The organism is Olsenella sp. SW781 (assembly GCF_012027725.1).
Lineage (GTDB): Bacteria > Actinomycetota > Coriobacteriia > Coriobacteriales > Atopobiaceae > Thermophilibacter.
Map to the genome: position 1 here is coordinate 51,713 of NZ_SJOU01000001.1, position 23,169 is coordinate 74,881.

22 protein-coding genes and 1 tRNA gene are annotated in these 23,169 nt (G+C 70.5%); 21 read left to right on the forward strand and 2 right to left on the reverse strand.

Translation table 11 applies throughout. The annotated features are described in order from the left end of the window. Genes E0L17_RS00195 through rpoD form a run of 4 tightly spaced genes read left to right on the forward strand, consistent with a single transcriptional unit; the run spans position 1 to position 6,552 of the window. Entirely contained in the window at positions 1 to 1,047 is a 1,047-nt protein-coding gene (locus tag E0L17_RS00195; RefSeq protein WP_286163174.1) for a DHH family phosphoesterase, read from the forward strand. Between the two features lie 2 nt (positions 1,048 to 1,049). Next, positions 1,050 to 3,194 carry a tRNA pseudouridine(55) synthase TruB gene (gene truB, locus E0L17_RS11180; protein WP_353652917.1) on the forward strand — a complete coding sequence of 715 codons (2,145 nt, stop codon included), beginning with the start codon at positions 1,050 to 1,052 and terminating at the stop codon, positions 3,192 to 3,194. Then, on the forward strand, positions 3,191 to 5,152 hold the full coding sequence (dnaG, locus tag E0L17_RS00205; protein ID WP_167929290.1) for a DNA primase: 1,962 nt from the start codon (positions 3,191 to 3,193) through the stop codon (positions 5,150 to 5,152). The genes truB and dnaG overlap by 4 nt, the downstream gene beginning before the upstream one ends. 44 nt (positions 5,153 to 5,196) lie before the next feature. Continuing rightward, positions 5,197 to 6,552: an RNA polymerase sigma factor RpoD gene (rpoD, locus tag E0L17_RS00210; RefSeq protein WP_167929291.1), complete on the forward strand. Its 1,356-nt coding sequence runs from the start codon at positions 5,197 to 5,199 to the stop codon at positions 6,550 to 6,552. Between the two features lie 481 nt (positions 6,553 to 7,033). Here rpoD and E0L17_RS00215 read toward each other — a convergent pair. Beyond that, a tRNA-Asn gene (locus tag E0L17_RS00215) sits at positions 7,034 to 7,108 on the reverse strand. A 428-nt stretch (positions 7,109 to 7,536) separates the two neighbouring features. Between E0L17_RS00215 and E0L17_RS00220 the strand changes: the two genes are divergently transcribed. The 17 genes from E0L17_RS00220 (at position 7,537) to holA (ending at position 22,011) form a co-directional block, all read left to right on the forward strand. After that, complete coding sequence (locus E0L17_RS00220; protein WP_167929292.1) at positions 7,537 to 8,376, forward strand: ABC transporter permease; 840 nt, start codon at positions 7,537 to 7,539, stop codon at positions 8,374 to 8,376. 12 nt (positions 8,377 to 8,388) lie between these two features. Further along, positions 8,389 to 9,144 (forward strand): ABC transporter ATP-binding protein, encoded by a 756-nt coding sequence (locus E0L17_RS00225; RefSeq protein WP_167929293.1) that lies wholly within the window; start codon positions 8,389 to 8,391, stop codon positions 9,142 to 9,144. Positions 9,145 to 9,318: 174 nt separating this feature from the next. Then, a complete protein-coding gene (pyrR, locus tag E0L17_RS00230; RefSeq protein WP_167929294.1) occupies positions 9,319 to 9,870 on the forward strand; it encodes a bifunctional pyr operon transcriptional regulator/uracil phosphoribosyltransferase PyrR in 552 nt (183 codons plus the stop codon). 19 nt (positions 9,871 to 9,889) lie between these two features. Beyond that, on the forward strand, positions 9,890 to 10,825 hold the full coding sequence (locus E0L17_RS00235; protein WP_167929295.1) for an aspartate carbamoyltransferase catalytic subunit: 936 nt from the start codon (positions 9,890 to 9,892) through the stop codon (positions 10,823 to 10,825). Beyond that, positions 10,809 to 12,122, forward strand: a complete 1,314-nt coding sequence (locus E0L17_RS00240) for a dihydroorotase (protein ID WP_167929296.1) — start codon at positions 10,809 to 10,811, stop codon at positions 12,120 to 12,122. Before E0L17_RS00235 ends, E0L17_RS00240 begins: the two co-directional genes overlap by 17 nt. After that, complete coding sequence (locus E0L17_RS00245) at positions 12,119 to 12,907, forward strand: dihydroorotate dehydrogenase electron transfer subunit (protein ID WP_167929297.1); 789 nt, start codon at positions 12,119 to 12,121, stop codon at positions 12,905 to 12,907. The genes E0L17_RS00240 and E0L17_RS00245 overlap by 4 nt, the downstream gene beginning before the upstream one ends. Then, the gene (locus tag E0L17_RS00250) at positions 12,907 to 13,851 is read left to right on the forward strand and encodes a dihydroorotate dehydrogenase (protein WP_286163175.1); all 945 of its coding nucleotides are present in this window, start codon (positions 12,907 to 12,909) and stop codon (positions 13,849 to 13,851) included. Before E0L17_RS00245 ends, E0L17_RS00250 begins: the two co-directional genes overlap by 1 nt. After that, entirely contained in the window at positions 13,845 to 14,567 is a 723-nt protein-coding gene (gene pyrF / locus E0L17_RS00255; protein WP_206108919.1) for an orotidine-5'-phosphate decarboxylase, read from the forward strand. Before E0L17_RS00250 ends, pyrF begins: the two co-directional genes overlap by 7 nt. A gap of 197 nt (positions 14,568 to 14,764) precedes the next feature. Further along, on the forward strand, positions 14,765 to 15,073 hold the full coding sequence (gene mihF, locus E0L17_RS00260) for an integration host factor, actinobacterial type (protein WP_075280074.1): 309 nt from the start codon (positions 14,765 to 14,767) through the stop codon (positions 15,071 to 15,073). Further along, positions 15,074 to 15,679: a guanylate kinase gene (gmk, locus tag E0L17_RS00265; RefSeq protein ID WP_075280075.1), complete on the forward strand. Its 606-nt coding sequence runs from the start codon at positions 15,074 to 15,076 to the stop codon at positions 15,677 to 15,679. Then, entirely contained in the window at positions 15,654 to 15,938 is a 285-nt protein-coding gene (locus tag E0L17_RS00270) for a DNA-directed RNA polymerase subunit omega (RefSeq protein WP_075280076.1), read from the forward strand. The genes gmk and E0L17_RS00270 overlap by 26 nt, the downstream gene beginning before the upstream one ends. Positions 15,939 to 15,945: 7 nt before the next feature. Beyond that, the gene (gene thiI / locus E0L17_RS00275) at positions 15,946 to 17,193 is read left to right on the forward strand and encodes a tRNA uracil 4-sulfurtransferase ThiI (RefSeq protein ID WP_167929298.1); all 1,248 of its coding nucleotides are present in this window, start codon (positions 15,946 to 15,948) and stop codon (positions 17,191 to 17,193) included. A gap of 197 nt (positions 17,194 to 17,390) precedes the next feature. Further along, a complete protein-coding gene (locus tag E0L17_RS00280; protein WP_167929299.1) occupies positions 17,391 to 18,089 on the forward strand; it encodes a ComEA family DNA-binding protein in 699 nt (232 codons plus the stop codon). After that, positions 18,082 to 20,415: a ComEC/Rec2 family competence protein gene (locus E0L17_RS00285; RefSeq protein ID WP_167929300.1), complete on the forward strand. Its 2,334-nt coding sequence runs from the start codon at positions 18,082 to 18,084 to the stop codon at positions 20,413 to 20,415. Before E0L17_RS00280 ends, E0L17_RS00285 begins: the two co-directional genes overlap by 8 nt. A 44-nt stretch (positions 20,416 to 20,459) precedes the next feature. Beyond that, the gene (locus E0L17_RS00290; RefSeq protein WP_167929301.1) at positions 20,460 to 20,729 is read left to right on the forward strand and encodes a type II toxin-antitoxin system Phd/YefM family antitoxin; all 270 of its coding nucleotides are present in this window, start codon (positions 20,460 to 20,462) and stop codon (positions 20,727 to 20,729) included. Then, on the forward strand, positions 20,719 to 21,030 hold the full coding sequence (locus E0L17_RS00295; protein WP_286163192.1) for a type II toxin-antitoxin system RelE/ParE family toxin: 312 nt from the start codon (positions 20,719 to 20,721) through the stop codon (positions 21,028 to 21,030). The genes E0L17_RS00290 and E0L17_RS00295 overlap by 11 nt, the downstream gene beginning before the upstream one ends. 18 nt (positions 21,031 to 21,048) lie before the next feature. After that, positions 21,049 to 22,011, forward strand: a complete 963-nt coding sequence (gene holA / locus E0L17_RS00300; protein ID WP_167929303.1) for a DNA polymerase III subunit delta — start codon at positions 21,049 to 21,051, stop codon at positions 22,009 to 22,011. 388 nt (positions 22,012 to 22,399) lie between these two features. On the opposite strand, the gene E0L17_RS00305 is transcribed toward holA, so the two are convergent. Then, the gene (locus E0L17_RS00305) at positions 22,400 to 23,077 is read right to left on the reverse strand and encodes a GntR family transcriptional regulator (protein WP_167929304.1); all 678 of its coding nucleotides are present in this window, start codon (positions 23,075 to 23,077) and stop codon (positions 22,400 to 22,402) included. Positions 23,078 to 23,169 lie beyond the last annotated feature (92 nt).

The following is a 23,169-nucleotide window of genomic DNA, read 5'->3' on the forward strand; positions in this document are numbered from 1 at the left end:
ATGCTGGGGGGATCCATGCCCGCCGAACAGGCCGCGCAGTTCGACGCGATCGCCCGCCTGATCGAGGGGGCGCGCACGGTCGTCGTCTGCGCGCACACCTCGCCTGACGGCGACGCGCTCGGCTCGGGCCTCGCCCTGGCCGAGATTATCGAGCGCACCTGGCCGGGCCGCGAGGTCACGAGCCTGCTCGCAGACGACGACGTCGTCCCGCGCACCTACGAGTTCCTCCCGGGCGCCAACGGCTTCGTGCGCGCCTGCGCCTACGAGGGCTCGCCCGACCTCTTCGTCTGCGTGGACCTCTCGCAGCCGGGTCGTCTCGCCGACGCCCGCGCCGTGCTCGAGCGCTCGGCCCACGTGGCGGTGCTCGACCACCATCCCGGGGGAGAGCCGAGCTGGGACGCCGGGGTCGTGCGCACGGACGCCGCGGCCGCCGGCATCATCGTCGCCGAGTTCGCGCGTCACGTGGGCTGCGAGCTCACGCCCACGATCGCGCAGAACCTGCTCTGCGCCCTCATGACGGACACGGGCTGCTTCCAGTACCAGAACGCCAACGGCGAGGCGTTCTGCGTCGCGAGCTCGCTCGTCGAGGCCGGCGCCTCGCCGTCCGAGGTGTCGCTCCACGTCTACCAGAGCGACCGGCTCGCCTACATTCACCTCTCCGCCACCGTGATGAGCCGCATCACCACCTTCGAGCAGGGCAAGATCGCCTACAGCTACGCCACGTCGGCCGACTTCGCCGCGACGGGAGTGCCCGTCGCTGAGTGCGACGGCCTCGTCGACCTCGTCCGCCGCGTCGACGGCTGCGAGGTGGCCCTCTTCCTGAAGGAGGTCCCCGGCGGAAAGGTCCGCGGCAACCTGCGCGCCAAGTCCGACCGCGACATCTCCTCGATCGCCCGCGAGATGGGCGGCGGCGGGCACCCCGCCGCGGCGGGCTTCACCGTGGACGGCGACATCGACGAGGCGCTCGCCGTCGTCCTGCCCAAGCTCCGCGCCCTGTACGCATGTGCAAAAGGGACAGGCACTTTTGCACGCTCCGCGGAGAGCTGACGTTGGCCCGCCGTCCGAGCGCGTTCTCGGCGCTCATCGCCATAGACAAGCCCGCCGGCATGACGAGCCACGACGTCGTCTCCCGCGTCCGCCGCGCGGTGGGCGAGAAGCGCGTGGGCCACGCCGGCACGCTCGACCCGGCCGCCACGGGCGTCCTCGTGGTGGGGATCGGCCAGGCGACGAAGCTCCTTGGGCTGCTCACGCTCGACCGCAAGGGCTACGACGCCACGTTCCAGCTCGGCGCCGAGACCACGACCGACGACGCCGAGGGCGAGGCCACGCGCACGGCCCCGGTGCCGGACGAGCTTCTCGACTACATGCGCGCCAAGGCCGAGGTCCTGAGCCTCAGGGGCGAGCAGGACCAGGTGCCCCCGTCCTTCTCGGCCGTGTCCGTGGGAGGGCGACGCGCCTACGACGCCGCCCGGGCGGGGGAGGAGCTCGAGCTTTCCGCCCGGCGCATCCGCGTCTATGACGCGCGCCTCCTCTCCGTTGACGCCGGGGCCGGGAGCTGGGAGCTCTCGCTCGACGTCTCCAAGGGCACCTACGTGCGCAGCCTCGCGCGCGACCTTGGTCGCCGCCTCGGGTGCCGCGCGCACGTCTCCGCCCTCCGGCGCACCTTCTCCGGTCCCGTCACGCTCGCCGACTGCATGACGCTCGAGGAGCTTGAGGCCCGTGGCGTGGAGCTCGTCCACGAGCGCTGCCTCGACCCCGTTCGCGTCCTCGGCCTTCCCGAGCGCGCCCTTGGGCTCGACGAGGTCGTCGACGTCATGAACGGCCGCAGGATCGGGCTCGGGTCCGTCCGGGATGGCGGCGACCTCCGCGTGCCCGCCCCCGGCGAGCGCGTTGCCCTCACCCTGGGCGGCGGGCTGGCGGGCATCTGGCGCCGCGACGGCCGCCATCTCGTCTGCGATACAAACTTCCCGCAGGCCGTCGAGGGCGTGCGCGGGCCGGTCGACGTCCGCTCGCTGGGCCCCGAGTCGCCGCTTGGCCCCCGCGACGTTCGCGAGCTCGTGCGGGCCTCCGTTCCCGCGGGCCGCGCGTTTCGCGGCGGCTTTGGCATGCGTCTGCTCGGGGGCTCCGTCGAGTGCGTGCTCGACGTCCCCTACTGCGAGCCGTTCTTCTCCGTTGCCGTCGACGAGAACGGCGCCCGGGTCGATGACCCGCTCTGTTCCGAGAAGGCCGCGCTTGGCGAGGACCGCCGCTTCGTCTGCGCCATCGGCGCCTTCGACGGCCTGCACCGCGGGCACCGCGCCCTTCTGCGCCGAGCCCGCGCGGAGGCCGACCGCCGCGGCTGCCGCCTGGCCGTCGTGACCTTCTCGCCCGACCCCGCGCGCGTGCTCTCGCCGGACGCCGCCCCCGATGACCTGCTCTCCGTTGACGACCGAGAGCATGCGCTCATAGACTCCGGAGCCGACGCGCTCCTCGTGTTCTCGTTCACGCCCGAGCTTGCGGCCGTGCCCTACGAGCGCTTCGTGCGCGAGGGGCTCGGCCCCTTGCTCGACGTGCGCGCCATCGTGGTCGGCGAGGACTTCCGACTGGGCGCCCGTGGCGCGGGCACCGTGGACGCCCTGCGCGGGCTCGGCGGGGCCGACGGCTTTGACGTCATCGGCGTCGAGCTCTCCCGCGAGGGCGACGAGCCCATCACCGCAACGCGCATCCGCGGCCTCATCGAGCGGGGGAGCGTCGAGGAGGCGTCCGCGCTTCTCGGCCGCTGCCACTACGCCGCGGGCGAGGTCGAGCACGGGCGCGGCGAGGGCACGGGCTTCGGCTTCCCCACGGCGAACGTGCGCGTGAGCGAGGACGCCTGCCTTCCCGCGGAGGGGGTCTACGCCGGCTTCGTCGTCGTGGGCGACGGCCTCGGCACCGACCACGTGGGCGAGGTCGCCTACCCCTCCGCGATCAACGTGGGCAAGCCGAGGTCCTTCTCGCCGGGCGAGGAGGGCGAGGCCTTCCTCGAGGCGACGCTCCTTGGCTTTGAGGGGGACCTCTACGGGGAGCGCGTCCGCGTGGTCTTCGTGCGCTGGCTTCGCGAGCCGCGCGCCTTTGGCTCCGTGGAGGAGCTGGAGCGCGTGGTTCTGGGCAACGTCGACTGGGTGCGCAAGGCCCTGGGACGGGAGGGCGTCGAGCTCTCGGGGAGGTGCGCGTGATCACCGACGAGGACAAGGAGCGGGTCCGCCAGGCGACGGACTTCGTGCAGCTCGTGGCCGAGACCGTGGAGCTGCGCCAGCGCGGGCAGGAGTTCTGGGGCTGCTGCCCCTTCCACGGCGAGAAGAGCCCGTCCTTCAAGGTGAACCCGGCGACGGGCCTCTGGCACTGCTTCGGCTGCGGCGACGGCGGCGACGTCTTCTCCTACGTTCAGCGCCGCGAGAACCTCGACTTCCCCGATGCCATCCGCTACCTCGCGGACCGCGCCGGGATCGAGCTCGCCGAGGAGCGAGGCGGCCGGCGCGGCCCCAAGAAGACCCGCCTCATGGAGGCGCTCGGCGCGGCCGAGGAGTACTACCACACCATGCTCATGCGGGGGAGGGGCGCGGGCCCGGACGAGGCCAGGCGCTACTTCGCGGGCCGCGGCTTCGGCTCGGCCGTCTGCCGGCGCTGGGGGCTCGGCTTCGCCCCGGGCCGCGGGCAGCTCGTGGCGCAGCTGCGCGCCAAGGGCTTCACGCCCGCCGAGCTGATCGCGGCCGACCTCGCGCAGGAGCGCTCGGGACGCGTCATGGACCGCTTCTACGACCGCGTGATGTTCCCCATCCACGACGAGCAGGGCCGCACCATCGCCTTCGGCGGGCGCGTGATCGGGCCCAAGCGCGACAACGTGGCCAAGTACGTCAACACGCGCGACACGGCCGCCTTCAACAAGGGCAAGCACCTCTTCGCCTACGACCGGGCCAAGGAGACGATGGCGGCCACCGGCGAGGCCATCGTCTGCGAGGGCTACACCGACGTCATCGCCATGCACGAGGCCGGCTTCACCAACGCGGTGGCCGCGCTCGGCACGGCCTTCCGCCTGGACCACGTGCGGCTCATGGAGCGCCAGCGCGTGAGCAGGATCGTCTGCATGTTCGACGGGGACGCCGCGGGGCAGCGCGCTGCCGAGCGCGCGGTTCGCTACATCGACAAGACGTCGGCGGCGCTGCTGTGTGTGGTGCTGCCGGACAACCAGGACCCGATGGAGTTCCTCTCCGCCCACGGCGCCGACGCGCTGCGCCCCATCCTCGCCGGCGCCCGCCCGCTCATGGACTTCGTCTTCGAGAAGCGCCTGGCGGGCCTCGACCTCTCCGCCCCGGGGCTTCGCGTCCGCGCCCTCGCCGACATGGCCCAGCTCCTGGCGCCGCTCAAGCACTCCGTCCTTCTCGACGAGTACGCCACGCGGCTCGCGGACACCCTCGGCATGGACGTCTCCGAGACCAAGCGCGCGATCCGCGAGGCCAAGGTCGTGGAGGCCGAGGAGGACCGCGCCCCGGCGCGCGCGGCGAGAAGGACCTCCCGCCCTGTGTCTGCGGCCGCCCGACAGGCGCACCCCGAGGCGCCCCTCGCCGACGAGGCGGACTACGTGCCCGACGACTACGTGCCCGCCGACGCCTACGAGGACGCCCCGGCCCCGACGCCGGCCCGCCCCGCCGGCGGGGCGGGGTATCGCGCCCTCTCCGCCGACGACCGCATGCAGGTCGCGGCGGAGCGCGAGCTGCTCGGCGCCATGGCGCAGCGCCCGGACGCCCTCAGGCCCTACGCCGAGCGCATCGCCGGGCTCTCCTGGTCGGACGCCCGCCACGAGGCGATGGCGTGGGCGATCCTCTCCACGCCGGAGGGCACGACCCCGGCCGCGGCGGTCGCGGCGGCGAGCTCCGTCGTCCCCGAGGCCCCCTCGATCCTCTCGGGCGGGCGCGTTATGGGCGACGACGAGCTCTCGGACGCCGAGAAGCTCGACTTCATCGTGGACACCGCCGAGCTCTGCTCGTGCCGGAGGCGGATCCGCCAGATACGCGCGGCGCTCAGCTCCTCGTCGCGCCCCGACGAGGAGTCCCAGGCGCTCTTCCGCGAGGCGACCGAGCTTCAGCGCCGGGTGAACGAGTTGGTCAGGGCACTTTCCTCGGTATCGTCCGAGTAGGTTTCGGGTATAATCTCGAAGTTCATGCGTCGAAGGGGAGATACGTGGCAGGAAGCAAGAAGAAGTCAGACAGCAAGCTCTCCGAGGAGCTGACCCGCGTCCTCGACGAGCTCGCCGGCGGCGCCAAGGCGTCCGCGAGCGTCTCCGAGGACGACATCCAGCTCGCCATCAGGGACATCGACGTCGACTCGGAGGAGCTCTCCGACCTGTACGACGCGCTCCGCGCGAAGGGGGTCGAGATCACGAGCAACGAGTCCTCGAGCCAGGAGTTCTCCTCGGGGGACGACTCGGAGGACGACTTCGACGACGATGACGTCTCGAGCGACGAGTTCGACGACGAGGAGGGCGAGTCGGAGAGCGCGGCCGAGGCGAAGGCCGTCAAGGAGGCCCTGCGCTCCGTGCCCAAGGCCAAGACCGCCAAGCCCAAGCGCTCCAGCCGCGCCCGCGCCCGCAGGCAGGACACCTCCACGGTCATGCTCACCGGCGACCCGGTGCGCATGTACCTCAAGGAGATCGGCAAGGTCGACCTGCTCACGGCCTCCGAGGAGGTCCACCTCGCCATGAAGATCGAGGCGGGCACCGAGGCCACCGACAAGCTCGAGGCCGCCGAGGCGGGCGAGCTCGAGCTCACCCGCGCCGAGCAGCGCCGCCTCATGCGCATCGAGCAGGTGGGCCTCGACGCCAAGCAGCAGCTTATCTCCGCGAACCTGCGCCTCGTGGTCTCCATCGCCAAGCGCTACGTCGGCCGCGGCATGCTCTTCCTCGACCTCATCCAGGAGGGCAACCTCGGCCTCATCCGCGCCGTGGAGAAGTTCGACTACACCAAGGGCTTCAAGTTCTCCACCTATGCGACGTGGTGGATCCGCCAGGCCATCACCCGCGCCATCGCCGACCAGGCGCGCACCATCCGCATCCCGGTGCACATGGTCGAGACCATCAACAAGCTCATCCGCGTGCAGCGCCAGCTCCTGCAGGACCTCGGGCGCGACCCCACCCCCGAGGAGATCGGCGCCGAGATGGGCATGAGCCCGGACCGGGTGCGCGAGATCCAGAAGATCTCCCAGGAGCCCGTCTCCCTGGAGACCCCGATCGGCGAGGAGGAGGACTCCCAGCTCGGCGACTTCATCGAGGACTCCTCGGCTGTGGCGCCCCCTGAGGCCGCCTCCGACTCCATGCTGCGCGAGCAGCTCGACCAGGTCCTCGACGGCCTCGCTGACCGCGAGCGCAAGGTCATCAAGTTCCGCTTCGGCCTCGAGGACGGGCACCCGCGCACGCTCGAGGAGGTCGGGCGCGAGTTCGGCGTGACGCGCGAGCGCATCCGCCAGATCGAGTCCAAGACCCTCGCCAAGCTGCGCCACCCGAGCCGCTCCGGCCGTCTCAAGGACTACATGGAAGACTAGACCGTCCCTCTGGCCCTGCCCGCGGTCCCGCGCCCCTCACGGTGCGGGGCCGCTTCTCGTGCGGGGGCGAGAGCGCCGAGCATGCCCCCGTGCACGGTTTTTGCCCACTCGACCCCGATCCGTGCGCGGTGGCATGCTCAAGCACGTCTTGCGAGAAGAACGTGCGCCCCTCACGCCTCATCGAGCATGCCTCCACTCACGGAAGCCCCGTCGAGCCCGCAGCACGCGGTCCTTCTCGTCTCGCAAGCCATTTCGTGCACGGGGGCATGCTCGGGTCCGTCTGCCAACAAGAAGAACCCGCTCCCAAGCCCCGTCGAGCATGCCTCCACTCACACAGTCGTCGAGCATGCCCCCGCGCACGGAACCGGCCGTCTCAGGCCCGGAAACCGTGCGTCAAGGCATGCTCGAGGGACATCGTGGGTTTCGTCTGCGGATAACAAAAAAAGGGACCGAAGCTCGAACTTCGGTCCCTCGCATGTCCTGGCTCCCCGGGTAGGATTCGAACCTACGACACGCTGATTAACAGTCAGCTGCGCTACCACTGCGCCACCGGGGAATGTGGTGTGCGCGTTCGCACAAGAGAAGAGTATACAGATTCCTCTGAGGCGCGCAAGGGAAAATCGCAGATTTCTTTTGGGACGGGGCCGGGGAGGGCAGCTCTTCTCGCCCGCGCCGACGGACCTCCTTCACTGACGTTGTCGATATGTGGGTTGTGGCAGCCCTGCGGGTGAAGGCGTTGCTGAATCTGGGGTCGTGGCAGTATCTGGCCTGCCATGACCCCAGATTCAGCAACGGGGCGAGAAGAACGTCCAGCTGGCTCTTTCCTGCGGTTGCCACAACCCCAGAAGCGGCAACACAGCAGCTCCGAGAATTGCCATGGCCCCCTTTTCAGAAGCGGCGACGGCAGGAGCCCTACCCCCGGCCTCTGCCGTTTCTATGACTCCCGACGCCCTGTGTTAGGATTTCAACGCAACAGCCATCCGCATGCCGGGAGGAACCGTGAGCCACACCATCGAGGCGGCCGACAGGGCCGCGCACGTCACCGGCGCGCTCGCCAAGGACCGCTTCATCCTTCAGCAGCTCGTGACCAAGGACTTCAAGCTGAGGTACCGCCGCTCGGTCCTCGGCGTCATCTGGAGCGTCCTCAACCCGCTGCTCATGATGATGATCATGAGCTTCGTCTTCTCGTACTTCCTGCGCGGATCCAACGTGGAGAACTACCCGCTCTACCTCATCGTGGGCAACATCACGTTCTCGCTCATGAGCGAGGCCACCAACGGCGGCCTGACGTCCATCATCAGCGCGGCCCCGCTGCTCAAGAAGGTCAAGGTCGACCGCTGGGTGTTCCCGGTCCAGAAGGTCTTCTCCGCGATGATGAACTTCGGGTTCTCGCTCATCGCCGTCGTCGTGGTCATGCTGTTCTTCCAGGTCATGCCCACCTGGCATATCGTCTGGATGATCCCGGCGCTCTTCCTGCTCATGCTCTTCTGCATAGGCATCAGCCTGCTCATCGGTGCCGCCGCGGTCTTCTTCCGCGACATGATCCACCTCTGGAGCGTCGCCCTCACGGCCTGGACCTACCTCACGCCCATCTTCTGGGACCTCTCCCTGCTCACCAACGCCGGCGCCCCCCAGTTCGTGGTGTGGGTCGTCAAGGCGAACCCCATGTACAACTACCTCGAGATGATGCGCTGCGCCATCGTGTACCAGTCGAGCCCCACCACGACGGTGCTCCTGCTCGCGGCCTTCTGGGCGCTGCTCATGCTCGTCATCGGCTACCTCGTCTTCCGCAAGACCGAGCACAAGTTCATCCTCTTCATCTAGGGCGGTATCCCCATGGCTGACACCACCGGCTCCGAGTACGCGATCGAGGTCAACGACGTCTCGATGATCTTCAACATCGCGAGCGAGCAGCTCAACAACCTCAAGGAGTACTTCATCAAGATCATGAGGCACGAGCTCTTCTTCAAGGAGTTCCGCGCGCTCGACCACGTGAGCTTCAAGGTGCGCCGCGGCGAGGTCGTCGGCCTCGTGGGCACCAACGGCTCCGGCAAGTCCACGATGCTCAAGTGCATCGCCGGCGTGCTCGAGCCCTCCGAGGGCTCGATCGTCGTGCGCGGCAACATCGCCCCGCTCATCGAGCTCGGCGCGGGCTTCGACGCCGAGCTCACCGCCCGGGAGAACATCTACCTCAACGGGTCGCTGCTCGGCTACTCCCGCGAGTTCGTCGACGAGCACCTCCAGGAGATCATCGACTTCGCCGAGCTCCAGGACTTCATGGACATGCCGCTCAAGAACTACTCCTCCGGCATGGTGGCGCGCATCGCCTTCGCCATCGCCACGGTGACCGAGCCCGACGTCCTCATCGTCGACGAGACGCTCTCCGTCGGCGACGTCTTCTTCCAGGAGAAGTGCGAGGCGCGCATCAAGAGCTTCATCGACTCGGGCAACGTCACGGTGCTCTTCGTGTCCCACTCCATGAAGCAGGTGGAGCGCATCTGCGAGCGCGCGATCTGGATCGAGAAGGGCGTCCAACGGATGGACGGCCCCGTCGAGGAGGTCGTCGAGGCGTACGAGCGGCAGTTCGGGTAGGTGGTCCGCGCGGTCGCGTCCCGGCGCGCCCGAATGGTGTACACTGTGGGGGATTCTTTAAGCCGGTGCGAGACGCCAGCAAGGTCAGGTCCTCCCATGGGGACGCTCTCATAGCCTTATCTCGACGCTCGTGCCGGCATACGGCAGGGCGTCTTTTTGTGAGAAGGGAGTCCCATGGAACAGCCACAGCTCAAGGCCCAGATTATGGACGAGCAGGCCATGAGCCGCGCGCTCACCCGCATCGCCCACGAGATCATCGAGAAGAACGAGGGGGCCGAGGGCATCGCGCTCGTGGGCATCGTGCGCCGCGGCGCCGCGCTCGCGCCGCTGCTCGCCGACGAGATCGAGAAGATCGAGGGCACCCGCCCGCCCGTGGGCACGCTCGACGTGAGCTTCTACCGCGACGACGTCCGCCGCAAGATCGCGCCCGTGGAGTTTGGCACGGACATCCCCTTCGACGTCGACAAGCGCGACATCATCCTCGTCGACGACGTCCTCTACACCGGGCGCACGATCCGCGCCGCGCTCGACGCGCTCATCGACCTCGGCCGCCCGAGGACCGTCCAGCTGGCCGTCATGATCGACCGCGGGCACCGCGAGCTTCCCATCCGAGCCGACTACGTGGGCAAGAACGTCCCCTCCTCGCACGAGGAGGACGTCCGCGTGACCATCGCCCCGTACGACGAGACCAACTCGGTCTCCATCTGGACCAAGCCCACCGAGTAGCACAGGAGGTGCCAACCACATGCTGTCCGTCAAGCACCTGATCGACACGACGAGCCTCACCGCGGACGACATCACGCAGATCCTCGACACGGCCCGCTCGTTCTCCGAGGTCAACAAGCGCGCCATCAAGAAGGTCCCGGCGCTGCGCGGCCGCACGATCGTGAACCTCTTCCTCGAGCCGTCCACGCGCACCAAGAGCTCCTTCGAGCTCGCCGAGAAGCGCCTCTCCGCCGACTCCCTCTCCATGGGCGGCGCCACGAGCTCCGTCGTGAAGGGCGAGAGCCTCGCCGACACCATCGAGACGATCGACGCCATGAACGTCGACATGTTCATCTGCCGCGCCAAGCTCGCCGGCACGCCGCAGAAGATCACCGAGCACACCGACGCCATCGTCATCAACGCCGGTGACGGCAAGCACCAGCACCCCACGCAGGCGATGCTCGACCTCTACACCATCCGCGAGAACTTCGGCCACCTCGACGGCCTCAAGGTCGCCATCGTGGGCGACCTCTCCCACAGCCGCGTGTGCGGCAGCCTCGTGCCCGCGCTCAAGACCATGGGCGCCGAGGTCACGCTCGTGGGCCCGCCCACCTTCCAGGTGGACGACCCGGACTACTACGGCGTCCCGCAGACGGCCGACCTCGACGCCGTCATCCCCGAGATGGACGTCGTCTACATGCTGCGCGTCCAGCTCGAGCGCATGGAGGGCGCCGCGATCCCGTCCCGCCGCGAGTACAACCGTCTCTGGGGCCTCGACATGGCCCGCGTCAACAGGATGAAGCCCGAGGCCATCATCTGCCATCCCGGCCCCATGAACCGCGGCATGGAGATCAACGCCGACGTGGCCGACTGCGCGCGCTCGCGCATCCTCGACCAGGTGAACGCCGGCGTCCTCACGCGCATGGCTGAGATGTACCTGCTTCTGGGAGGAGAGAACAATGGCGTATCTGCTTAAGGGTGCCCACGTCGTCGACCCGCAGGTGGGCCTCGACGACGTCCGTGACGTGCTCATCGACGGCGACAAGATCGCCGCGGTGGGGGAGGGCCTTGACGCCCCGGAGGGCGCGGAGGTCATCGACGCCGCCGGCAAGTACCTCGTGCCCGGCCTCGTGGACATGCACGTGCACTTCCGCGACCCCGGCTTCGAGTACAAGGAGACCATCGAGACCGGAGCCCGCGCGGCCACCCACGGCGGCTTCACCGACGTGGCCACGATGCCCAACACCGACCCGGTGACCGACAACGGCGCCGAGGTCCGCTACCAGATCGACCGCTCCCGCCACGCCGGCCTCTGCCACATCCGCCCGATCGGCGCGCTCACGGTGGGCGAGAGGGGCGAGACGCTCGCGGAGATCGGCGACATGGTCATGGAGGGCGCGGTCGCCTTCTCCGACGACGGCCACGGCGTCCAGAGCGCCGGCATGATGCGCACCTGCATGGAGTACGTCTCCCAGTTCGACAAGGTCGTCTCCGCCCACTGCGAGGTGGAGTCGCTCACCACGCACGGCGTCATCAACGAGGGGCGCGCCTCCACGCGCCTTGGCATGTTCGGCTGGCCCGCGCTCGGCGAGGAGCTGGAGATCTACCGCGACATCGAGCTCTGCCGCATGACCGGCTGCGCCCTGCACATCGCCCACATCTCCACCGAGAAGGGCCTCGAGCTCGTGCGCGCCGCCAAGGCCGAGGGCCTGCCCGTCACCTGCGAGGTCACCCCGCACCACCTGTTCCTGTGCGAGGACGACATCACCGACGCCTACGACACCAACCTCAAGATGAACCCGCCGCTGCGCACCGCCGCGGACGCGGCCGCGCTGCGCGAGGGCATCCTCGACGGCTCGATCGACTGCATCGTGACCGACCACGCCCCGCACGCCCCGCACGAGAAGGACTGCGAGTGGGAGATCGCCTTCTTCGGCATCGTGGGGCTCGAGACGTCGCTGCCGCTCATGCTCACCAACCTCGTGCTGCCCGGCACGATGAGCTGGTCTCGCCTCGTCGAGGTCATGGCCGTGAACCCGCGCCGCTGCCTGCGCCTGCCGGAGATCCGCGTGGAGGCGGGCAGCACCGCCGACCTCACGCTCATCGATTCCGCGGCCGAGGTCACGGTCACCGAGGACTGGCTCCAGAGCCGCTCCAAGAACTCCGCGTGGCTCGGGGCAACCCTTACGGGTGCCGCGTGTGACGTCTTCGTCGCCGGTCGCCACACGCTCACCGACGGCGAGGTCACCCCGGTCAAGCGGGTCCTGCGATGAGCGCCGGGCTTGACGTCCACGGCTTCACCGTCGTCTCCAACGAGCCGGTGGCCGACGGCCTCATGCGCATCGTGCTCCGCGCGCCCGAGCTCGCGGCCGCGCTCGCCCCGGGCCAGTTCGTGAACATCCACGTGCCCGGCGACGCGAGCCAGGTCCTGCGAATCCCACTGTCCTTCAGCTGCGCGGACGCTGAGGCCGGCACCGTGGAGATTGTCTACGCCGTCGTGGGCGACGGGACGCGGCGCCTCTCCGAGATGGCGGCGGGGGAGACCTCGACCGCCGTCGGGCCCTGCGGCAACCCCTGGCCGTCCGTCGCGGGCGCGCGTCGCGCCTGCGTCGTGGCCGGCGGCGTGGGTGTGACCCCCATCGTCGCGTGCGCCCGCATGCTCGCTGCCTCGGGTGTGGCCTTCGACGCCGTCGTGGGCGCGCAGACCGCCGGCAGGCTCTGGGGAACGGACGTGCTCGAGGGCCTTGGTGCCGGCGCCGTCGCCGTGACCACCGACGACGGTACCGCCGGGCGCCGCGGCTTCACCACCGACGCCCTCGCCGACCTTCTCGCCGCGGGCGACTACGACGTCGTCTACACCTGCGGTCCTGAGGTCATGATGGCGGGCGTCGCGCGCCTCTGCCGCGAGGCCGGGGTCGCCTGCCGCGTCTCCATGGAGCGGATGATGTGCTGCGGCTTCGGCGCGTGCGGCACCTGCAACGTGGCCATGGCCGACGGCACCTACAAGTCCTGCTGCAAGGACGGTCCGGTCTTCGACGCCGAGGAGGTGGCGTGGTGATGGGCGAGAAGAACCTGGTCGAGAAGGGCGTGAGCATGGCCGTCGACCTCGGCGGCGTGCGCATGCAGAACCCCGTCAACACCGCCTCGGGCACCTTCGCCTTCGGCTCGGTCTTCGAGGACTTCTTCGACGTCTCGCGCCTCGGCGCGATCACCCTCAAGGGCTGCTCGGCCGAGCCGTGGAGCGGCAACCCGGCGCCGCGCATGTGCGAGGTGCCGAGCGGCATGATGAACACCGTCGGCCTCGCCAACCCCGGCGTCGTCGGCATGGTAGAGCAGTACGGCGAGTACCTCGCCGGGCTCGAGGGGCGCGGCTGCCGCGTCATCGTGCAGGCGGCCGGACACTCCGTCGAGGAGTACGTGGCCGCCGTCGAGCTCATCGAGGAACTCTGCCCGTGGGCAAGCGGCGTCGAGATGAACATCTCCTGCCCCAACATCGCCCGCGGCGGCGTCCTCGTGGGCGGGACCCCCGAGAGCGCGGCCGAGGTCGTGCGCGCGGTGCGCCCGCGCGTGCACCGGCCGCTCCTCGTCAAGATGGCGCCCGTCCGCGTTCCCGAGATCGCGCGCGCCTGCGAGGCCGAGGGCGCGGACGCCCTCTCGCTCATCAACACGATCAACGGCATGTCCATCGACGTGCGCACCAGAAGGAGCCGCCTCTCCAAGCCCACGGGCGGCGTCTCCGGCCCCGCCATCCACGCCATCGCCGTGCGCATGGTCTGGGAGGCGGCGCAGGCCGTCAAGATCCCCATCAACGGCATGGGCGGCATCGCCACGTGGAGGGACGCCGCCGAGATGATCCTCGCCGGCGCCACCTCGGTCACGGTGGGCACCGCCAACTTCTACGACCCCACCTGTGCGGCGGACATCGTGGACGGCCTCGCCTCCTGGGCCGCCGAGCAGGGCGTCACGGACATCAACGAGCTGATTGGAGCCTTCGAATGCTGACGTACGAAGAGGCAAGCGACAAGATCATCATCGCGCTGGACTGCTCCCGCGAGCGCGCCTTCGAGCTGGCGGACCTGCTCGCCGGCAAGGCCACCTGGGTCAAGGTGGGCATGACGCTCTTCTACGCGGAGGGTCCCGCCATCGTCGACGCCATGCGCGAGCGCGGGCTGCGCGTCTTCCTCGACCTCAAGGTCCACGACATCCCGTTCCAGGTGCAGGGCGCCGTCCGCGCGGCGTCCCTTACGGGCGCGGACATCCTCTCCATCCACGGCCTCGGCAGCTCCGCGATGATCGCGGCGGCGCGCAAGGGCGCCGAGGAGGCGGCCGAGCAGCGCGGCGGAGACCGCACGCGCCTCGTGGCCATCTCCGTGCTCACGAGCATGGACCAGGCGGCGCTTGCGGAGATTGGCGTGGAGTCGCCGGTCGCCGAGGAGGTCGCGCGCCTCGCGAGCCTCGCCTACGGCTCGGGTGCCGACGGCATCGTCTGCTCGCCGCAGGAGGCCGCCGAGATGCGCGCCCTTCTCGGCCCCGACGCCCTGATCGTCACCCCGGGCGTGCGCCCCGCGGGCGCCGAGGTCGGTGACCAGAAGCGCATCGCCACGCCGTCGGCCGCCATCGAGGCCGGCGCGTCCAAGCTGGTCATCGGCCGGCCCATCACGGGCGCCGAGGACCCCGTGGCCGCCTTCGACGCCATCTGCGCGGAGCTGATGGCGTAAACGGCCTCAATGGCCCTGAGCTGCGCTTTTGTCGCACCTGGCCCAGACGGCGCATGGCGTCGACGTGAGGGTTTGCCCCTTGACCTGCACCTTTGGTGAAGAAGGGTTGCAAAAGCGGAGCTAAATGGGCACACTAGTTTCTTGCGAAGCCGTCGGGCAGGGTCCTGCGGCTCACCGGATTGAAATGGAGGAACACCATGGCTCTACCCCAGCTTACCGACGAGCAGCGCAAGGCCGCTCTCGAGAAGGCCGCCCAGGCTCGTCACGAGCGCGCGGAGCTCCGCGAGAAGATCAAGAGCGGCAAGGTCGCCCTCGAGGACGTCCTCGACTCCGACGACCCCATCGCCAGCCGCATGAAGGTCTCCACCCTCATCGAGTCGCTCCCCGGCTACGGCAAGGCCAAGGCCTCCAAGATCATGGACGAGCTCGGCATCTCCGCCACCCGTCGCGTCAAGGGCCTCGGCGCCCGCCAGCGCGAGCAGCTCGTCGAGGCTCTCTCCAAGTAAGTGGCGAGAAGAGCCAGGCTCTTCGTCGTATCCGGACCGTCAGGCGTGGGCAAGGGAACGCTCGTCTCGCTCCTTCGCGAGAGGCTCCCGCGCCTGGGCCTGACGGTCTCTGCAACGACGAGGGAGCCACGACCGGGCGAGAAGGACGGCGTCTCCTACCACTTCCTCGATGACGACGAGTTCGAGCGTCGCGTCGAGGCGGGGGAGTTCCTCGAGTGGGCGTGGGTGCACGGGCACCGCTACGGCACGCTGAGGAGCGAGGCCGACCGGCTGCTCTCCGAGGGCCGCTCGGTGGTCCTGGAGATCGACGTGCAGGGCGGCATGAGCGTGCGCGCGGCCCATCCTGACGCCGTGCTCGTCTTCATCGAGCCCCCCAGCATGGAGGAGCTCGAGCGGCGCCTGCGCGGCCGCGGGACCGAGGACGAGGCGTCCGTCGAGCGCCGCCTCGCCAACGCCCGCAGCGAGATGGAGCGCGCCGGCGAGTACGACGCCCGCGTCGTCAACGACGACCTCGAGCGCGCCGTGCGCGAGCTCGCCAGTGTTATTGAACGCTTTGAGACTAACGGAGGTCCCACGAACGATGTCTGTGACCAAGCCCGAGATTGACGCCCTGCTCGACAAGACCGAGCACAACCCCTTCCTGCTCTGCTCGATCGCGTCCAAGCGCGCCTGCGACATCAACAACATGGTGCGCGGCCAGCACCTGCGCGTGACCGCCATCCAGGACTTCGACGACATCACGACCGTCGTCTCGGGCAAGGACCCCGTGTCCGTTGCCATGAAGGAGATCGAGGACGGCACCCTGAGCTTCGTCAAGGAGGACTTCGACGAGGACATCAGGGGCGCCAACACGATCGCTCTGTAGGCGCTCCATGACGGAGAGACTCTGCCTCGTCCACTATCACGAGATCGGCCTCAAGGGAAAGAACCGCTCGACCTTCGAGAACCAGCTCGTCACGAACCTCCACCGCGCGCTCAGGGCCTTCGAGCCCTCCAAGATAGCGCGCGTGTCCGGGCACCTCGTGGTCGAGGTGGCGGACGGCCGCGCGAGCGAGGAGCTGGCCGCCGCCATCCGGCGCGTGCCGGGCGTCGCGCGCGTCTCGCTCGCCTACAAGTGCGGCCTCGACGAGGGCGAGTACGTCGCCGCCGCCATCCGCGCCCTCGGCGAGGCGGGGGAGTTCGGGAGCTTCAAGGTCCATGCCCGCAGGTCGTCGACGACCTACGAGCTGCACAGCCTCGACATGAACCGCCTCGTCGGGGCCGCCCTCTGCGAGGCTTTCCCCGACAAGAAGGTCGACGTCCACAACCCCGACGTCACGGTCGTCGTCCATGTGGTCCAGGGCAGCACCTACGTCTACGCCGCGTCGGCGCCGGGCGTGGGCGGCCTTCCGGTGGGCACCGCCGGCAAGGTCGTCACGCTGCTCTCGAGCGGGTTCGACTCGCCCGTGGCCACCTGGATGGTGGGGCGGCGCGGCGCCACCTGCATCCCCGTGCACTTCTCCGGGCGCCCCATGACCTCGGACACGAGCGAGTGGCTCTGCCAGGACGTCGTCGACGCGCTCGCGCCCTCCGGCATCGTCGGCCGCCTCTACGTGGTCCCGTTCGGCGAGCGCCAGCGTGAGATCTCGCTCGCCGTGCCCCAGGGCCTCAGGATTATCATGTACCGTCGCGTCATGATGCAGGTCGCCGAGCGCATCGCGCGCCTCGAGGGCGCCAAGGCGCTCGTCACCGGCGAGTCCCTCGGCCAGGTCGCATCCCAGACGCTCGACAACATCGCCGTCGTGAACGAGGCCGTCACCATGCCGGTGCTCCGCCCGCTCATCGGCTCCGACAAGCAGGAGATCATCGCCCGCTCGCACGAGATCGGCACCTACGACATCTCGTGCCAGACGGCGCCCGACTGCTGCACGCTCTTCATGCCGCGCCGGCCCGAGACGCACGCCCGCCTCGAGCAGGTCCTCGAGGCCTGGGGGTCCTTCGACCACGAGGCCATGGTCGACGACCTCGTGAGCAACGTCGAGTGGCGCGACTTCACCCAGTGCCCGTCGTATCACGCGCCCAGGGGAGGCCTTCGGGAGCACCATAACGAGCTCTCCCCCTGGATGGGCGGCGAGCGGTAGCGTCCGCCTCGCGAGCGGAGCCCCCGAGGGGGCACCCCATATCAAACCCTGTAGTGGCGTGCCCCGGCTGAGCTGGGGCGCGCCCTTTTCCGGTCAGCGTCGCGTCCGCCTCGTGGCAGCGAGCTGGCGAGAATCTCGCCGTTCCCGGGCCGAGGACGCCCCCGGGGGAGCACGCTGGGTGGGGGAGGCGATGTGGAATGGCTCAGCGAAGGTCATCGGCGCCGCTTGGGAGGCTGGCGCGCAGGTACGGGGTCGTGGGGCGGGGCGCGGTCGCAGCCGCGCTCGTGCTCGCGCTGCTCGTCGCTGGGGGCGCGGCCGCGGCCGCGATGGCGGCGACGGGCGGCGTCGAGGTCGTGCGGGGCGAGCCCTCCGCCGCCGGGGCGGCGGAGGGCTCGCCCGAGCGGGAGGGCGAGGTGACGACGCGCGGCGACGAGACGTTGGGGGAGGGCGAGGAGGCCGACGAGGGGGTCGTGGTGGTGCATGTCGACGGCGCGGTCGGCTCGCCCGGGGTCTACGAGCTCGAGGGCGAGCCGCGCGTGAACGACGCCATCGCCGCCGCGGGAGGGCTCGCGGAGGGCGCGGACACCTCCGGGCTCAACCTCGCGGCCCGGCTCGCTGACGGGGAGAAGGTCCACGTGCCGCTCGTCGGGGAGGCGCCCCAGGCGAGCGCGGAGCCCGCGTCCGGCTCGGGGGGTGGGTCGGACGGCCCCGTGAACCTCAACACCGCCACCGTCGAGGAGCTCGACGAGCTCCCCGGCGTCGGCGAGGCCACGGCGCTCGCGATCGTCGAGGACCGCGAGACGAACGGGCCCTTCTCCTCGCCCGAGGACCTCATGCGGGTCTCGGGGATAGGGGAGAAGAAGTTCGCGAAGCTCGAGGGGCTCGTCTGTGTCTGAGCGCATCCCGCCGCCCCCGCGCCCGGCGCTCCCCCACGCGTTCTGGGCCCTGCTCGTCGCCCTCGGGGCCATGCGCGCCGCCCTCGCCCTCACGCCGCCCGCCCTCGCCCTCGCGGCGGGGTCGGCGCTCGCCGGCGCCGCCGCGCTCGCGGCCTTCGGGCCGCGACGCGGGCCGAGGCTGCTGCCGCTCGCCGCCGTGATCCTCGCCGCGCTCTCGGCCTCGGGCCTCGCCTGCGCGGCGGAGCTCTCCCGGCAGGGGGCGCTCGCGGCGGCGCTCTCCTCGAGCCCCGTCTCCACTTGGGAGCTCAGGCTCGCGAGCGACATGTCCCGCGGCGCGGACGCGTGGCGCGGCAGGGCCGTCGCCTCGCGCGACGGGGCGGTCGCGGGCGAGGTCTGGCTGCTCTTCGACGATCCGATCGAGCAGGGGCTCACGGTTCGGTGCGTCGGGCGCTTCTCGGCGAACGGTGACGACGACTGGGGCGCGTCCTCGCGCGCCCAGGGGATCGCGGGGACCGTGCGCGTGGTCCGCCTCTTGGGCGCCGAGCCGCCGGGCGGCATCGCCGGGGCGGTCCTCGGGCTTCGAGAGGCGGTGCTCTCGAGCTTCGACGCGGGCTCCTCGGACGCCCGGGCCCTCCTCGCGGGCAGCGTCTGCGGGTCGACTGCGGCGATCTCAGAGCGCGGGCTCGACGAGGCGTTCGCGCGCTGTGGCGTCTCGCACCTCGTCGCGGTCTCGGGCGGGCATCTCGTGCTCGTCTGCGCGCTCGCGGCCGCCCCGATCGAGCGCTCGCGCCTCGCCCCGCTCGCCCGCGCCGCGGCCCTTCTCGCCCTCACGGCGCTCTTCGTCGCGTTCTGCGGGTCGCCCGCCTCGGCCGTGCGGTCGTGGGCCATGTCGCTCGTGGCCTCGCTGTCGCGCCTCGCGGGAAGGCGCGGGCATCCCCTGTCGTCCGCGAGCCTGGTGTCGCTCTCCATGGCGCTCGCCGACCCCGGCGTGACGGGGCAGCTCGGGTACCTGCTCTCGGTCGCCTGCGTCTGCGGCATCTGCGCGCTCGGCGGCTACGCGCGCTATCTCGTGCGCGTCCTTCTCCCCGCGCCGCGCCCGCCCGCGGCGGCGCCCCCGCGCCTGGCGCGGGCGCTCTCGCGCCTCGCGGGCGACGCCGGGGACGCCCTTGCGCTCACGCTCGTCTCGCAGGCGGTCACGCTGCCGCTCACCTGCGCCGCGTTCTCCCAGCTCTCGCTCGTGGCGCCGCTCGCCAACGTGCTGCTCGCACCGCTCTTCTCGCCGTTTCTGGGGGCGGGGCTCGTCGCCGCCTGCCTCGCCTGGGCGCCCCCGCTGCAGGCGCCCGCGCTCCTCGTGACCGACGCGCTCGGGGGCGTCGTGGCGTGGCTCGTCGCCGTGCTCGGGAGGATCCCGCTCGCGAGCGTGGCGGCGAGCGTCGACGAGGGCGTCGCGCTTGCCGTCATGCTCGGGGCGTCCGGGGCCCTGCTCGTCTGGTGGCCGCCCGTCTCGCGCCGCGCGCTCGCCGCCGGGCTCGGGCTCGCCTCGGCCGTCGGCCTCGCCTGGCTGCTGCGCTGGCGCCTGCTCGCCCCGGCGCGCGTCGTGGTCATGGACGTGGGGCAGGGCGACGCCATCCTCGTCACGGACGGCGCCTCGTCGCTGCTCGTGGACACCGGGCCCGGCGACGCCGTCGTGGCGGCGCTCGCGCGGGCCAACGTCACGCACCTCGACGCCGTCCTGCTCACGCACCTGCACGACGACCACGCGGGGGGACTCGGGGACGTCATCGGGGCGGTGTCGGTGGGCCGCGTCATCGTGGGCGAGGGCGTGGACCCGGGCGATGCCGCGGCGGGCCTGCCGGTGGGGCTGGTCGGATACGGCGACGCCCTCTCCGTCGGGCGCTTCTCGCTCGAGGTGGTCTCGCCCCTCGAGCCGGCCGACGGGTCCGGCAACGAGGGCTCGCTCGAGCTCCTGCTCTCCTTCGACGGCGGCGCGAGGAGCCTCACGGCGCTTCTCGCCGCCGACGCCGAGGAGCCTGAGACGTCGGCGGCCGTCGCGCGCGGGGACGTGGGCGACGTCGACCTCCTCAAGGTGGGCCACCACGGGTCTGCCGCGTCCGTCGGGGCTGGGACCGCCGCGGCGCTTGACCCCGAGGTGAGCGTCGCGAGCGCGGGGGAGGGCAACTCCTACGGCCATCCCGACCCGGCCTGCGTCGAGGTCCTCGAGGGGGCGGGGTCGCTCTTCCTGTGCACCATCGAATGCGGGGACGTGACGGTCGAGCCGGGGGAGTCCGGGCCGGTCGTTACCTGTCAGAAGGGGGTAGCGCCATGAGTGCTACACTAGGGGCCACGATTGTGGCCCAAAGGGGGTGTGAAATGCCGAGGTGCGTGCCCATCAAAGAGATCAAGAACACCGTCGAGTTCGCGCGGATCGTCGAGGAGTCGCCGGAGCCCGTCATCGTGACCCGCAACGGGCGTGAGGCCTTCGCGGCCATGTCCATGGAGGTGCTCGACGCGATGCGCATGGAGCGCGCCCGCGCCGAGCTCTACCGCCTCGTCGACGAGGCGGAGGAGGACTTCCGCGAGGGCAGAGTCGTGGACGCCCGCGAGTCGATACAAAGGACACGTGAGCGCTATGGCCTATGACGTCTTTTTTGCCAACGCCGCCCAGAGAGACAAGGAGCGGATTGCTTCCTACCTGCTGCACGAGGCTCGGAGTCAGACGGCCGCGCGGGGCTTCCTGGACGGTCTCGAGCGCGTGACGGGCAATCTCGCCCAGTTTCCCGAGATGTACCCGCGCGCCGCCGAGGGCAGACTCGCCGCGGGCGGCTACCGCAGGGCGCGCTTCGGGAGCTACGTCGCGCTCTACCGGGTCAATGACGACGAGCGCGCGGTCGAGGTCGCCCGCGTCTTCCACGCGCTTCAGGACTACGCGCGGCTGCTCTAGCCGCGAGGGGAGGAGAAGATGGCAGACAAGCCCGCGCTTCTGGCGGCCTATCTCATCGTGGGGCCGGACGAGCTCAAGCGCAAGCAGGCGCTCGCCCGCCTCAAGGCGCGCGTCGACGGGCCCTTCGCGGCCTTCAACCTGGAGGAGCTCGTCGCCTCGGGGGACCTCGAGCCGGTGGGCGTGCTCGCCTCGCTCAACACGCTGCCGATGGGCGGCGACCGTCGCGTCGTCGTCATCGAGAACGCCGAGAAGCTCCCCAAGCCCGTCTCCGAGGCCCTCGTGGGGTACCTCGACAACCCAAACCCGAGCTGCACGCTCGCGCTCGTGGCAACGACGCTCGCCAAGACCACGCGCCTCTACAAGGCCGTTGCGAAGGTGGGCCCCCGCACGGTGATCGACTGCGCGGCCAAGAAGGGGCGCGACCTGCCGCCCTACGTGCAGAAGCTCGCGGCCGCCCACGGCGTCTCCATCGCGGCCGACGCGGCGCGCGAGCTCGTGGCGCGCGTCGGCGAGTCAACGACGATGCTCGACACGCAGGTCGCGACCCTCGCGGCGCTGCTCGGCGGCTCGGGGACGATCACCGCCCCCTTCGTCGAGGCCAACGTCGCGCGCGTGGCCGAGGTCAAGCCCTGGGAGTTCCTTGACCGGCTCTCCGCGCGGGACGCCCATCGCGCCCTCGCGCTCTACCGCCTGCTGGACGGCTCGGCGCTCGGGCTGCTCTCGCTCGTGGCGGGGCGCCTGCGCGAGCTCGTCTGCGCCCGCTCGCTCGCGGCGCGCGGTCAGGCCCACGCGCTGGCCTCGGAGCTGAAGAAGCAGGACTGGCAGGTGAGAAACCATGGCCGCTGGGCGCGCGCCTTCTCCGAGGGCGAGCTGGAGCGCCTGCTCGGCGCCTGTGCCGAGGCCGAGCGCGCGCTCAAGAGCGGCGCGGAGGCAGACGAGGTCATGCCCGCCCTCATCGCCCGCGTCTGCGGCGTGGCCTGATCCCGCGGGCGAGAAGAACGTCGCCATCCCCCCGCGCAGCCGTTATGCGGGGCCTTCGCGACAATCCGTCATCCCAAACCGTCGCGAAGCCCCCGCGCACCCGACCTGCGGGGCCTTCACGACAGAACGTCGCCCAAGACTGTCGCCAGACCCCTGCAAACCTACTCTGCGGGGCCCTCGCGACATTTCGCTGCCCGGAATCGTCGCGAAACCCCCGCGCACCTAGTCTGCGGGCGATTCGCGACGTTTCGCCGCCCGGAATCGTCGCGAAACCCCCGCACACCCGCCCTGCGGGGCCGAGGCGACGAGCCTGCGCCCAGAGACGTCGCGAGGGCCCCGCATCCGTTGTCCGCGGGGCCCTCGCGACGGTTCTTCTCGCCGTGCGCCGTCAGCTCTCCGTGAAGTACTCCGGGTGGGAGGCCGAGATGGGGTGGTAGTCGATGTGCGCCTTGCGCAGGTGGCGCGAGGTGAGGTAGGAGGCCTCGTTCGTGTCGTGCGCGGCGATGGCGTCGCGGATCTTGTGGTGCTGGTCCATGACGACGTCCCACTCGACGCCCGAGGTCAGCACCGCCAGCCAGCGGAAGCGCTCGTAGTGGACGTTGGTCATGTTGAGCCAGTCCCAGAGCGGCGCGCGGTCGGCGATGACGAAGAAGGTCTCGTGCATGAGGTTGTCCGACTCGAAGAACGCGAGCTCGTCGGCGGCCTCGACGGCCTCCTCCTGCTGCGCGATGATGGCGTCGATGCAGGCGATGTCCGCCTTCGTGGCCTTGGCGCAGCACTCGATGACGACCTGCCGCTCGAGGCACTCGCGGGCGAAGCGCGCGTCCTCGCACGCACGCATGTCGATCTTCGAGACGTAGGTACCGCTCTGGGGCACCGTGTTCACGAGCCCCTGCTGCTGGAGGAGCACGAGCGCCTCGCGCACGGGGGTGCGGCCGAGCCCGAGCTCCTCGCACAGGCGCTTGGGGACGAGGCGCTCCCCGGGCTTGTAGCGCGAGAACACGAGCGCGCGCCGCAGGGCCTCGTAGGCCTGGGTCTGCAGGGTGGGGGTGTCCTTCTCGTGCATGCTCGTCCTTCTCGCCGCTCGCTAGCCTGTTGCTAACGTCTTATTTTACGGGTTGCCGCATCCTCGCGCCGCCCCGATTCGAGTCCGCGACG